Source organism: Hymenobacter tenuis (assembly GCF_054780495.1).
The window spans coordinates 561,541-574,252 of record NZ_BAAGWF010000004.1; the positions used below are offsets into that span (position 1 = coordinate 561,541).

Annotated in this window: 7 protein-coding genes and 1 tRNA gene; 3 read left to right on the forward strand and 5 right to left on the reverse strand. The window is 56.6% G+C overall.

Annotation, left to right across the window (positions count from 1 at the left end; translation table 11 throughout):
• Positions 1 to 26 precede the first annotated feature (26 nt).
• The gene (locus tag ACYVGU_RS16015; RefSeq protein ID WP_460622891.1) at positions 27 to 1,355 is read right to left on the reverse strand and encodes a phage integrase SAM-like domain-containing protein; all 1,329 of its coding nucleotides are present in this window, start codon (positions 1,353 to 1,355) and stop codon (positions 27 to 29) included.
• Between the two features lie 254 nt (positions 1,356 to 1,609).
• Positions 1,610 to 1,681, reverse strand: a tRNA-Arg gene (locus ACYVGU_RS16020).
• A gap of 132 nt (positions 1,682 to 1,813) precedes the next feature.
• Between ACYVGU_RS16020 and ACYVGU_RS16025 the strand changes: the two genes are divergently transcribed.
• On the forward strand, positions 1,814 to 2,974 hold the full coding sequence (locus tag ACYVGU_RS16025) for a DUF2652 domain-containing protein (protein WP_460622892.1): 1,161 nt from the start codon (positions 1,814 to 1,816) through the stop codon (positions 2,972 to 2,974).
• A 116-nt stretch (positions 2,975 to 3,090) separates the two neighbouring features.
• Here ACYVGU_RS16025 and ACYVGU_RS16030 read toward each other — a convergent pair whose 3' ends face one another.
• The gene (locus ACYVGU_RS16030) at positions 3,091 to 4,332 is read right to left on the reverse strand and encodes a Pycsar system effector family protein (RefSeq protein WP_460622893.1); all 1,242 of its coding nucleotides are present in this window, start codon (positions 4,330 to 4,332) and stop codon (positions 3,091 to 3,093) included.
• Between the two features lie 241 nt (positions 4,333 to 4,573).
• Between ACYVGU_RS16030 and ACYVGU_RS16035 the strand changes: the two genes are divergently transcribed.
• Together ACYVGU_RS16035 and ACYVGU_RS16040 are read left to right on the forward strand one after the other, a co-directional pair.
• Positions 4,574 to 8,473: a metallophosphoesterase gene (locus ACYVGU_RS16035; RefSeq protein ID WP_460622894.1), complete on the forward strand. Its 3,900-nt coding sequence runs from the start codon at positions 4,574 to 4,576 to the stop codon at positions 8,471 to 8,473.
• Positions 8,474 to 8,567: 94 nt separating this feature from the next.
• Complete coding sequence (locus ACYVGU_RS16040) at positions 8,568 to 9,692, forward strand: DUF6268 family outer membrane beta-barrel protein (RefSeq protein ID WP_460613598.1); 1,125 nt, start codon at positions 8,568 to 8,570, stop codon at positions 9,690 to 9,692.
• Positions 9,693 to 9,909: 217 nt separating this feature from the next.
• Here the strand turns inward: ACYVGU_RS16040 and ACYVGU_RS16045 are convergent, their stop codons facing one another.
• A complete protein-coding gene (locus tag ACYVGU_RS16045; protein ID WP_460613599.1) occupies positions 9,910 to 10,245 on the reverse strand; it encodes an ASCH/PUA domain-containing protein in 336 nt (111 codons plus the stop codon).
• 345 nt (positions 10,246 to 10,590) lie between these two features.
• Positions 10,591 to 12,690 (reverse strand): polyphosphate kinase, encoded by a 2,100-nt coding sequence (gene ppk1 / locus ACYVGU_RS16050; RefSeq protein WP_460613600.1) that lies wholly within the window; start codon positions 12,688 to 12,690, stop codon positions 10,591 to 10,593.
• Positions 12,691 to 12,712: the final 22 nt, after the last annotated feature.

A 12,712-nucleotide genomic window follows, 5' to 3' on the forward strand; every position in this document is an offset into this window, starting at 1 on the left:
GGAAAGACGGAGGCGTGGGGAGCGGATCATGCGGCTTCGTTGTTTTGACTCAGGATAAGTTGACGCAGTAGCTGGGCTTGCGCAGGGTCTTGCATGGCCTGTAGTAGTTGCTCGGCTAAGGTAGCAGGGGCCGCCGTGGGCAGCCTGCCTTTCAGCTTCTCGTATTCCCCAGCTATCCGCGCCTCCCGAATACGGGAGTAGTGCAGGTTCATGGTTTTGGGGTCGTGGCCGGCCATGGAGGCCGTTACTTCATCCGAGAATCCCATGTCTCGAATCCGCTGCGAGAACGTATGCCGGGCAAGTCCGACAGTTAAGGGCAGGCTCAGGTAGCACACCTGGCTCACGATCTTCAGTTCATCGTTAAAGTGCTGGTTAGAGAACTTAGGCAGCCCACCTTCGCGCTTATACCGATCCAAGATAGCGGCCGCCTCTTCCAGTAGCAGCATGGAGAACTTGACCTTGGACTTTTGCCGGGTCATACGAATCCAGCGGATGCCGCTGGCGTCGGTGTGTAGGTGTTGGGCGGGGTCGAAGGCCATGTAGTCCACGTACGCCAGCCCCGTGTAGGCGCAGAACAGCCACGCATCCGCCACCCGGCTCAGACCGGAACGCGTGAACTCGGTCTTGGCGAGTAGCTGCAGCTCGGCTTCGGGTAAGTACGCGGGGTCTTGCCGGATAACCGGCGTCTGGAAATGGTAGTCAGCTATTTCGTTCGTGGAGAGCTTGCCTTCATGGGCTCCGAAGCTGATGATGCGCTGGAGCGTGTTGATATGCTTGCGGGCGGTGGAACCCGTATAGCCCCGGTGATCGACACACCAGCGCTCAAACTTGCGCACCCAAGGCAAGTCCACAGCGGCAGCGAGTAGGGTAGCCTGACAGGTGAGGCGTAGATACTCTTCTAGTATCCGACGCCGGGAGCGCAGGCCCTTTAGCGTGTTGTCAGCTACGCCCGCGCCGGGGCGACTCTCGTTTTCATAGAAGGCATCCGCTAACGCCAGTAACGTAAGGGGAGAGGTCCCGGACGCGGCAACACGCCGCTTGATGTGATCCGCCGTAACGTAGCCGCCCTGCTCTTTTAGGTAAGCCCAGGCATCGTTCGCTCCCTTGACTTTCGCCAGCAGCACCGCGTTGGCATCCTGCGCCGCCGCCCGCCTAGCTTCCGCCAGCTCCGGGCCGCACCCCTTCACAATCGCTTTGAGCTGTTTGGCCCGCACATCCCACTCCGCTTCGGTAGCTTCTACGCCCGTGGCAACTTCCCTTCGTTGGGGACCAACCTTGATGCGCATATAAATAGGAGCTTTCCCCGTTACAGGGTCGGCCTGGTTGTTGACGCGCCACAACAGGGGAGGCTGCATACGGGGCTGAGGAATAGGCGGCATAGAGAGAGAACTAGTGCGAACTATAATAGCAATACTAACGCCGTTAGTATTCCGCAAGTTGTTCTTTCGCCGGGAGAAAAAAAAGTAAACCAGTCCAACTAACCTCACCCTCCTTTCCTAACCCCAACCCTAACCCCTGCTCCACTGAGCAGAAAGGGCCAAAACAAAGCCGCCAGCCCGTATATACAGGGGCTGGCGGCTTGGTACTACTGCTAAAAATAAGTTACTTGTAGCCGCGACGGGAATCGAACCCATATCAAGCGTTTAGGAAACGCCTATTCTATCCGTTGAACTACGCAGCCGGGGTAGTACGCTAGTACAAAGCTACGCCGAAAGCGCGGGCTGCCCAAACCCCGTGCGGCCAGCAAGGCGTATAGGCCGCAGGGCGCTAGGCCATTTCGTAGCACAAACCTTCACCCTCTTCTTCTCTTAGCATGGGCTTACTGGATGACTTGCGCGCTGACCGGCGCACAGCCGGCGGAAGGGCCTTGCAGGAGGCCGATAAGCAAGTGCCGGCCCTGTTACTCATTCCCGATATCAGCGGCTTCACGCGCTTTATTGAGGAGTCAGGCAGTCCGCAGGCGCCGTTTCTGGTGGCCGATTTGCTGGAAATCCTGATTGAGGCCAATATGCTGGATTTGCAGGTAAACGAGATTCAGGGCGATGCCGTGCTGTTTTACCGCCTGGGGCCGCCGCCGCCCATTGCCGACCTGGTGCGCCAGTGCCGCCGCATTTACCTTGACTTTCAGAACTACCTACGCCTGGTGGAGCGCGATACGGGCTCGGAACTGGCCGAAGCATTGCAGGAGTTGGCCCTCACCCTCAAAATAGTGGTGCACTACGGCCGGGTAAGCGTGGCGCGCATTCGGGAGCACACCAAGCTCATGGGCCGCGACGTAATTGTGGTGCATCGGCTGCTCAAAAACAACATTACCGGCTCAGAATACCTACTGCTTTCCGAAGGCTATACGGCTACTCAGCACCCCGCTGTCCTAACCCGCGCCTTCTCCTGGACGCGCCTGCAGCCCGGCGCCACCTACTACGAATATCTGGGCGAAGTGCCTTATCACTATGCTCATCTGTCGCCGTTGCGGCTGCTGGTGAGCACCCCGGAAGTAGCCGACGATACCACGCAGAGCTGCGCCCTGAAAGTGCGACGGGCGGTGCGCGTATCGGCGGCATACGCACTGCGGGTCATCAGTAACTTTCGGCTCCGCCCCCTCTGGATGGAAGGCGTTTCGGCTGTGCACTACGATGTAACCAAGGCCGGGCGCCTGGGCACTAGCTACAAAGCAGATGTATACCGGGGCCAGATTGACTTTCAGGCGGTGCAATACGTGGAAGAAGACGGCCGTTTGGAATACGTGGAAAAGATTTCTCATTTCCGTCTTTTCCCGAATACGCTGCTGTTCTACTGCCTCGAGGTAGTGGACACCAGTACGTGCTTTATTACCATTGAACTCCGTTACGGCCACATTGCCAGCTCTAATCGGTTGGTGCGGTTTGGCCAGCTACGCCGCCTCCACCGCTTTCTGGGCAGCTCCCTTCACCAATTCGCGGCGCTGGTTGAAAAGCAGGCACCAAGTGTCGCATAACCTTCCTGGCTACTAGGCCTCCAAAACGCTAAAAGCGGTTGACCCTAAAACGGGACCTAGTATGATGCTAGGTCCCGTTTTGGGGTCGACCGCTTTAAGAACGTAAATGGGTTGAGTTACACCTTGTAAAGCAAAGCAATACCGAACGAAAGCGCCGTCAGGATCAGGCCTACCATGAAAATGGTGTAGCTCAGGCGCAGCAAGCGATACTTTTTGGTCAGCACGTCGCCGAGGTAGTAAATGTCCGTCACCATGTTGGTATACAGTGCCTCTTTCTGGCCCATAATCTCCGTCATGCCATGCTGGAAGTCATCGAGGCTGAGCTTGCTGAAGTTGCCAAAGAACAGCAGGTTTACGCGGCGGTTGGTGGCAATTTGGGGGCTGCGCTTCAGCCATTTAAAGCTTGTTACATCGGGCTGTGCACACAGAATGGCCGTGATAACCGACCCCAGGGCCGTAGCCAGCAGAATACCCATGGGCACCGTAATAACTGGGTTTCGGATGAGGCCCACGTTACTCAGGGCTGCCGACTTGCTGCCCAGCTTAGCGCCGAAATATGTGATAATCAAGGACATGAGCACGGCATTGAGGCTGATCATCATGTTGGCCTTTTTATCGGCCATGTCCGAGAGCTTCATGTGGTTGCTGTACATCGTCCGGAACATGGTTTCGATGCCGCGCTTGGGTTCCGCGAAGGTACCCTGCTCTTCTTCCTCTTTCTTCTTTTTCTTTTTCTCGGACTTCTTCAGCAGTTTTCGCTGCTCCTTTATATTGTCTTTGAACTGCTCCTGGTAGCGCTCTTTGGCCACCTTGGTGTAGTACTTGCCGCCAATCAGGAAGGCTAGCTGGTTATCGGCCCACTCGGGGTTCGAGTAGGTTTTGCCAAAGGTGGCTTCCCACTCAGCACGCAGCAGCTCGGCATTCGAGAAGAAATCGTCGCGGCCCATGCCGCTCATGTCGGCATCCACTAGCAACTGCTCCAGCTCTGTTTCGCGGGTCGCGTCGCGGTGAGTGGCCCGGATCAGGTTCTGCACCAGTTCAGTGCGCTCAGGAGGGTAGCCTTGTTGGGTAAGCCACTCGCCGGCCATTTCAGCGCTCCGGAACTCATGGCCATCATATACTTCTGTGTAGCCTACATCATGAAACCAAGCGGCCAGCACTAATGCTTCCTGGTCGGCCTCGCTGAGGCCAGCCGCTTCGCCAAGGGCACGCGCTTCCTTCACCACTACGGCAGTGTGCTTCGGGGAGTGATACACGAGCTGGGCCGGAAGCTTTTCTTCCAGCAGCGCCATCACATAAGCCTTTGCGTTCTTGACAATTTCGGCCTTAGCCGGTTTCTGAGTAATAATGGGTTCCATCAGGAGATGTGGAAAACAAAAAACGACAGCTAGGCTGTTCGGCTTACAACGCGAATTGCGGCCACAGGTTTTGGGCAGCCGCAACCCAACCGTAGCCAGTTGAATTGCGTAGGGCAGCGCACAGCGCTATACTCCGGTTGTAAGGGGTAGCCGTTGCAGGTAAGTTTACGTATTTCCTGAACACTCTCCCCCCTTAACAAGTGCCGTTTCAGGGATTCCCTGTTTTTTGCTACCTTCTTTTATGAGCAGACATTTCCTGTCCTGTTGCTTACTGCTGGCTTTGGCTGGTGCTGTTGTGCCCGTGGCGCAGGCCCAGCAGAAAGAGCAAGCCTCTCACCCTACGCGGCCTAACTACCGCAAGGCCGGCCTGAACTGGGAGTCCAAGACGCCGCCCGATAGCTCCCGCATTCGCTATAGTGTATTTCTGATTGGCGATGTGGGCAAGCCCGCCCCGGAGGCGGAAGGTGGCGAGCCTTCCCTGAACTACCTGCGCAAACAGATTCTGGCCGCCGGCTCTAAAAGCACGACGGTGTACCTGGGCGACAATATCTACGAGTATGGCATGCCGGAAGAAGGCGCCTACGACCGCAAAGCCTCGGAGCAGCGCATCGTTGACCAACTGAAAGTACTGCGCGACTACCAGGGCGAGAAATACATGATTCCGGGCAACCACGACTGGAAGCAGGGCCTGCAGGGCTCAGTGGAACAGGTGAACCGGGAGCAGTTTTTCGTGGAAAACTACCTGCAGAGCGACTCCGCCGCTTTCCCCTACACCGGCGACTTTTTCCTGCCCCGCGATGCCTGCCCCGGTCCGGTTGAGATTCGCCTCCAGGATGACCTAGTACTTATTGCCATCAACTCCCAGTGGTTTCTGCAAACCAACGGCGAGCGGCCGTACGGCGCCAACAGCGGCTGCGGCATTGCCAACGAGACGGATTTCTTTGTGCAGGTAGAGGATATCATCCAGCGCAATGAAGGCAAGAACATTATGGTGGTTGCCCACCACCCTTTGTTCTCCGATGGTATTCACGGAGGCTACTTCACGCTTGGTGACCATTTCTTCCCGCTTTCCATTGTGTACAAATACGCCTTTGTGCCGCTGCCGGTCATTGGCTCTATTTACCCCTTTGCGCGCAAATACGGCGGAGTAACCCAGGACTTGCCCCACCCGCTGTACCAAGCCTATAAGAAGGGCCTGATGGAGGTGTTTAACAAATACCCCAATATCATTTACGCGGCCGGGCACGAGCACAACCTGCAGTTTTTCAAAGAGGGTAACCTCAACCACATTGTCAGTGGCTCGGGCTGCAAAACCCAGCACGTAAAGCCCGGCAGCGGTGGCGACGCTTGGTTCTCGGATAAGGAAAAAGGGTTTGCCCGCGTCAACTACTATGACAACGGGGAAGTCTGGACGGAATTCTACGTGCCCGAGGGCAAAGGCCAGACTGGCCGCCTCGTATTCCGGTTACCGCTGTATGCTCAGCAGGCCAGCGCCGAGGAAGTAGTGGTGCAGCCTACCGGCAACCGCCCCAACTTTGCCGATAGCACCGTAACCACACCTGTAAATACTAGGTACGCTAACCGGAGCAAGTTCCATAAATTCCTGTTTGGCGAGCACTACCGCCACGAGTGGGCTACTCCTGTTACCTTTCCGGTGCTAGACCTGGCTACCGAAAAAGGCGGCCTGACGCCATACAAAATTGGTGGTGGCAAGCAAACGGCCTCGCTGAAAGTGCGCAACGAGGAAGGCCGCAACTTTACCGTTCGGAGCCTGAACAAAGACCCCTCGGCGGTACTGCCGGAAGCCCTGCGTGAAGGCGCGGCCGCCGATATTCTACAAGACCAGATTTCGGCGCAGCACCCATTTGCCTCTATTGCACTGCCACCTCTGGCTGATGCTGCTGGCATTCTGCACACCAACCCCGAGCTGCGCTATATTCCGCAGGACCCGTTGCTGGGCCAGTACCTCGAGCGCTTCGGCAATACGCCCGGCGCTATTGAGGAAGACGCCAAAGACGATCAAAGCGACGTGGCCTCCCTGGGAAATGCTAAGAACTTAGTAGGCACCGACAAGGTGTTTGAGCGCATCACCGACGACAACGATAACCGCGTCAACGAGAAAGCCTTTGCCCGTTCGCGCCTCTTCGATATGTGGATTGGCGACTGGGACCGGCACGAAGACCAGTGGCGCTGGGCCGAGAAAAAGGATAAAGACGGTGACCGCAAATTCACGGCCGTACCCGAAGACCGCGACATAGCCTTCTTTAAAGGCGATGGCATCTTCCCGTACCTGGCCTCGCGTAAGTGGGCTATCCGCAACTTCCAGAACTTCGGGCCCGATTACGCCGACTGGAAAGGCCTGAACCTAACTGCCCTCAGCAACGACCGGGTTTACCTGGCTTCTGTCACGAAGGAAGACTGGGTAAAGCAGGCCGAGGAAATGAAGGCAGCCCTTACGGATGAGCTCATTGAGCAAACCCTGCGTGAGCGGTGGCCCAAGCAGATTTTTGAGTTGCACGGCCCTGAGATTATTGCCAAGCTCAAGAGTCGCCGCGATTTGCTGCCTCAGGTAGCCGCCGACTATTATGGCTTGCTGAGCGAAGTAACCGAGGTGAAGGGCTCCAAGAAGCGGGAGCGGTTTGTGGTGGAGCGCCTGCCTAGTGATCAGACGCACGTGACGGTGCAGAAGATCAACAAGGAAGGGCAGCTAACCAAAATCCTGTTCGACCGCACCTTTGATAATAAGGTGACGAAAGAGCTGCGCCTGTACGGATTTGAAGGCGAGGACCAATACGAGCTGAAAGGCGACGTGAAGCGTGGACCGATGGTGCGCATCATTGGTGGCACCGACCGCGACTCCATTGTGGACCGCTCAAATGTGGCGGGCTTGGGCCACCGCCTGCATGTCTATGACGCGGATACCGGCAACGTAATTATTGCAGGGAAAGACGCTCGTTTGCGTTTGGAGCCCGGTATTGATGTCAGCCAGTACGACGTCCACAACCGCACCGACCGCAAAGACTACACGCTCAACTACTTCGGGCCCACGGCTTACTTCGGCTACAACATCGACGACCGGTTGTTCCTCGGAGGGGGGGTAGTATATCGTACGTATGGCTTCCGGAAGGCACCATATGCTACCGAGCAAAGCCTGGCGGCGAACTACTCGCCTTCCCAGAGCGCTTACAACGTACGCTACCTCGGGCACTTTGTCGATACGTTCGGCAAGCTCGATTTGCGCGTGAATGCTCAGTTGTATGGCCCGCAGCTGCTCTACAACTTTTTCGGGTTGGGCAACGATACGCGCAACGTGCTGGCCGACGACCAGGATACCCGCGCCCGCGACATCAACGATACCTACCGCATCCGGTTCTCGCGCCTGAGCGTGGCCCCGATGTTGGAGCAGGATGTGTTCAGTTTCCTGAAGTTGGGCTTTGGGCCGCAGTACGACCAGTTTCATATTGAGCGCGACCAGCTCGGGCTGGAAATTGCCAACGGGCTCGATGCCAACAGTAATGGGCAGGAAGGTACGGCCGCGGCCGGTATTCGGGCCTCTGACTTTGGTGTGAACCGCTACCTAGGCGCCAAGGCGTATATGAGCCTCGATGCCAGCTCCTCGCCGAAAAACCCCCGCATCGGCTTGCGTATCTACAACTCGGCGGAGTATAACTACCAGCTTAACGGCGAGCGGCTTAACTATGGCCGACTAGCCACGGAAGCCCGCTTCTATCTGTCGCCTAACTTCCCGTTCCAGCTAACCTGGGCTGGCCGCATTGGCGCCAACCGCAACCTCGGCGACTACCGCTTCTACCAGGCTAATACCCTAGGTGGCACCACCAACCTGCGCGGCTACCGCCGCACCCGCTTTGCAGGTCGGAGCTCGGTGTATGCCAACGGAGAAGTGCGGGTGCAGCTGTTCAGCTTCAATGCCTACCTAGTGCCCGGCAAGTTCGGCATACTGGGTCTGGCTGATGCTGCCCGCGTGTTTACCTCCCGCGATACGGATACCGGCATAAAGGCTCTGCACACGGCCGTGGGCGGTGGCATCTGGGTTGATGTACTGAAGCAGGCCGTTATTAATGCTACGTACTCGGTAGGAGAAGAAAAGCTGGTTTTTGTTGGGTTTGACTTCCTATTCTAGCTACCGGGGCATGGCTGCTAGCTCACTGCCGGGCGCCAACCTCACTCTCCGTTTTTGCGTTTTCACCTGCTCTCATCCTTCCTCCCTCCTTTGTATGCGTACTCTCTTGACTCCTTTGTATAGCCGGCTTGTGCGGCGGCTCGGCGCCAGTATGCTGGTAGCGGCCCCGCTGCTGGCAGCTCAGGCGCAGGTAACGCCCGCCCAGCCTCGTGTGTATCCGCCGCCCGCTCCCTTGCCCGGCGATACTATCCAGGCAGGAAATGGGCAGGAGTTTGCCGTGCCTTCGGTGGTAGGAATGGGCCCCAGCAAAGGCCTGATTTTCCACTATGAGCGGATGCCACGCTTTAATGTAGACTCCGATGGCAAAGTGGTAGGCCTGCAGGATTTCAGCTCAGAGGCCACCAAAAATGCGCGCCTAGTAATCAAAGGCTACATCCCGATGCTCAACCATCCGCACCTTAAACTGGTGATGGGCGTGAATTATGAGCGGGAAGAATTTAAGTTTCGGCAACGCCCCACCGGCTACGAGCTGTATGATAACATCGAGGACAAGGGCCTGAAAACACTGGGGGCACAGCTGGCGGTCATCCGTCCTGTGAACACCGTGAACTGGTATATCTTCCGGGTGAAAGGGGAGCTCAGCGGCGACTACACCTCCTCGGAGCTGAGTGTGCGCGACTACCTGCGCGTGTCCTCGGAGTTTCTGTACGGCTGGAAGCGCAGCCCGACCTTCTCGTGGGGGGTAGGGTTGCAGCTTGGCTACACTTTTGGGCGCCAGAGCATTTATCCAGCTCTGTTATATAACCGCACCTTCAACAACCGCTGGGGCGTGGAAGCGCTATTTCCAGCTCGCGTGACCATGCGTTACAACGTGTCGCCGAAGTCGTTGCTGTTTGCGGGCTACTCCGTTGATGGTTTGAACTACATTATCAAGCTGCGGGAGCCCCTGCGGCGCGAAGGAGCTATTGATCTGCGCACCTTGGAGCTACGCGAAACGGAAGTGAAGTTCCGCGGCCGTTGGGAGCGGGAAATCTATGACTTCCTGTGGTTCGGGCTGGAAGGAGGATACCGCTACAACTACGCTTTCGACGCCTTTGACCGCACCAATGATAACCGTGTCAAAATCATCGATTCTAAGCTGGCCGGTGCTCCCTACGCTTCGTTTGAGCTGTTCATTGTGCCTCCGCGCAAGTTCCTGAAAAAGGCCTCTGGCAACTAAGCCTATTCCAGCCAGCTTATTTGCATTGGGGTTTGCCCCGTACTTAGGGCTAGTAAAACAGTACACAACAAGCCCGGCCGCTTTTCAGTGGCCGGGCTTGTTGTTTTTGCTGGTGCTACCTAAGCTGCACATCCAGACTACGAGGAGTAGCAATGCCATAAAAAAAGCCCCCGCACAGCGGAGGCTTTCAACAGAAACAGACCCTAGGAAAACACACTTACCACAGGCGCGTGTCGCTGACGCCTAGGGGCAGCGGCGGGTGCTCGGCCAAGCCAATTACGCACCAGCCGGCCTCAATGCCAAAGGCGCCGCCTTGCAGCAGGTAACTGATCCAGCGCTCCGTAGTACGGCCGCTGTATTGCTCGCTTTCTGGCTCGTATTCGCACAAGAGCAGCGCGTCGCCTACTTGGTATTCTCGGTCGTTGAGGCGCACGTCGAACGGTTTTCGTCCGTCGAGTACGGCCTCAAAACAGGCGGGCCAGACCTTGAGCTCGTGGTAGTTGGCAATAGCGCGAATGGCGGGAGCTAAAGTGCCGGAAGAAAAATATTGCATGGTAGTAGTATCAGAGGTGAAAGGAAATTCGGCACAGGAATCATGCCGTATTGCCTCAAAGTAGAAAAAAACCAGGTAAAAGCAAGCAATACAAGCGTATTATAGGAGGTAACGGATGTTTAGTTGGAATGTTCGCGGTTTGTGACAGAATGGCGGTTGTAATTTATTAGATATGAGCAAGATATATTAGAACGGGTGCCTTTAAGGCAAACACGTACCTAGCGCCGACTATAATACAAAAAGCCAGATGCCGCTACCAAAGTGGTAGCAGCATCTGGCTTTGAGTGAGTTGGTTATACAGACAGGAAGTGCGGCACTTGCACTCCTGCAAGCCGGTAGGGCCAGCTACTTGCGCGGTGCCCGCAGCTTTTTAGGCGCAGTTAGGCTCTTCAGATACTCATAGGTATCAAACTGGGAGCGGACGCGGGCAGAGGCAGCATCCTCGGGGCCGATAAAACGGTTGTGGAAGTCACGGGCTTTTACGTTGTCCTGACGTTGTAAATCCAGCAGGTGGCGTACCTCGGCCCGCAAGTCGGGCTGCAGAATCGGGAAAGCTACTTCCACGCGCCGGTCGAGGTTACGGGCCATCCAGTCCGACGATGCGACGTACACCTTTTCCTCGCCGCCGTTGCCAAACACATACACGCGGGCATGCTCCAGAAACCGGTCAACCATGCCCCGCTGGCGGATGTTTTCGCTCTGGCCGGCTAGCTCCGGAATCAGACACGAAATTCCCCGAATCAGGAGTTCTACCTTCACTCCAGCCTGGCTGGCCTCATACAGCTTCAGAATCATGCGTTCATCCTGCAGGGCATTGAGCTTCAGAATGATATAGGCATCCTGGCCCTGCTGGGCCAGCTCTATTTCGTGGTCGATGAGGGCGTTAAGCCGTTCACGCAGCTCAAACGGAGCTACTAGCAAGTGCTTGAACAGGCCGCTTTTATCCTGGCGGTCGTGGAAGTAGCGGAACACCTCAGCTACCTCGCGGGTGAGCTCGGGGTTGCTCGTGAACACCCCATGGTCGGCGTATATCTCGCTGGTTTTCTCGTTGAAGTTGCCAGTGCTCAGGTACGCATACAGGCGGTTTTGGCCTTCTTCAGCCCTAGTAATCAGGAGCAGCTTGCTGTGCACTTTCAGTTCCGGAATGCCATAGATGACGTTAGCGCCAGCTTTTTGCAGCTTCTCGGCCCAAAACATATTGCTTTCCTCATCGAAGCGGGCTTTGAGCTCCACTACCACGGTTACTTGCTTGCCGTTTTTAGCTGCTTTCAGCAGCGCTTTGGCTACCTCACTTTTGCCTGCCACCCGATACAGCGTGATGCTGATGCCGCTTACCTGGGGGTCTTGCGCTGCTTCCGTTATTAGGCGCGTAACGTAACCGAACGACTGGTATGGTGGGTGCAGCAGGTGGTCGCGTTGGGCAATAGCGGGCAGCATTTTGCCAGTTCGCGGCAATGTAGGGTGCTGCAGCGGGGGCATGGGCTCGTACTGAAGCTGCTCCAGCCCAAAGTCCGGGAAGCCAAAAAAGTCGCGAAAGTTGTGGTAGCGGCTGCCTTCCACCAGCTCTTCTTTGCCGATGCCGGTTTTCTGCATCAGGGCGCGCAATACGGCTTTGGGCATGGCGGGGTCATAGAGCAGGCGCGCCGGGTAGCCGGTTTCTCGCTTTTGCAGGCTACTCTTGATTTTGGCCAGCATATTACCCGATACTTCTTCCTGAATGTCGAGCTCGGCATCGCGGGAAAGCTTCACGGCCTGCACCTGCACCTTCTGGTACTTCGGAAACAGTGAGCTGGCGCAGCACCGGATTACGTCGTCCAGAAACATTACATACTTGTCCTCGCCGTGGGCCGGCAGCTGCACAAAGCGGCCACCGTGGCGCTTGGTAGGCAGCTCCATCACTACCACTCGCTCTTGCTCTTGCTTTTTCTGATCAAGGGGCTGGGAGAGCAGGAACGTGAGGTACACGCTCTGGTCGCGCAGAAACAGGTGGTGTAGGTTATCGTCGAGAATAATGGGCGAAAGCAAATCCTGCACGTGCTGACAAAAGTAGTCGTTCACCCAGGTGCGCTGCTCTTCCGTCAGGTCGTGCTCCGTAACTAGGTGAATGTGCTGGGCGCGCAGCTCCGGCAGAATGTCATTGCGGAAGGTTTCGCCAAACTGCTGCTGCTGGCGGCCCACTTCTTCCAGCAGGTTATGCAACTGCTCCACGGGGTCTTCGCCCAGCTTGGCCCTAGTCTTCTTTTTCAGCTTTACCAGCCGGCGCAGGGTAGCAACCCGCACCTTGAAATACTCATCGAGGTTGCTGCTAAAAATGGCCAGAAACTTAATGCGCTCTAGCAGCGGCACGTTGGGGTCCTGCGCTTCCTGCAGCACGCGGCGGTTGAAAGCCAGCCAGCTTAGTTCTCGGTTTAGCAGCCGGGGCTGAGCCTGTGTGGTTTCGGACATGGTAGGGGGTAGGGCCCGGGGC

What these genes read in the sequence shown, in the direction of transcription:
- ACYVGU_RS16015 (WP_460622891.1), bottom strand. Translation starts at nt 1,355, where the DNA reads ATGCAGCCTCCCCTGTTGTGGCGCGTCAACAACCAGGCCGACCCTGTA.
- ACYVGU_RS16025 (WP_460622892.1), top strand. Translation starts at nt 1,814, where the DNA reads ATGGGCTTACTGGATGACTTGCGCGCTGACCGGCGCACAGCCGGCGGA.
- ACYVGU_RS16030 (WP_460622893.1), bottom strand. Translation starts at nt 4,332, where the DNA reads ATGGAACCCATTATTACTCAGAAACCGGCTAAGGCCGAAATTGTCAAG.
- ACYVGU_RS16035 (WP_460622894.1), top strand. Translation starts at nt 4,574, where the DNA reads ATGAGCAGACATTTCCTGTCCTGTTGCTTACTGCTGGCTTTGGCTGGT.
- ACYVGU_RS16040 (WP_460613598.1), top strand. Translation starts at nt 8,568, where the DNA reads ATGCGTACTCTCTTGACTCCTTTGTATAGCCGGCTTGTGCGGCGGCTC.
- ACYVGU_RS16045 (WP_460613599.1), bottom strand. Translation starts at nt 10,245, where the DNA reads ATGCAATATTTTTCTTCCGGCACTTTAGCTCCCGCCATTCGCGCTATT.
- ppk1 (WP_460613600.1), bottom strand. Translation starts at nt 12,690, where the DNA reads ATGTCCGAAACCACACAGGCTCAGCCCCGGCTGCTAAACCGAGAACTA.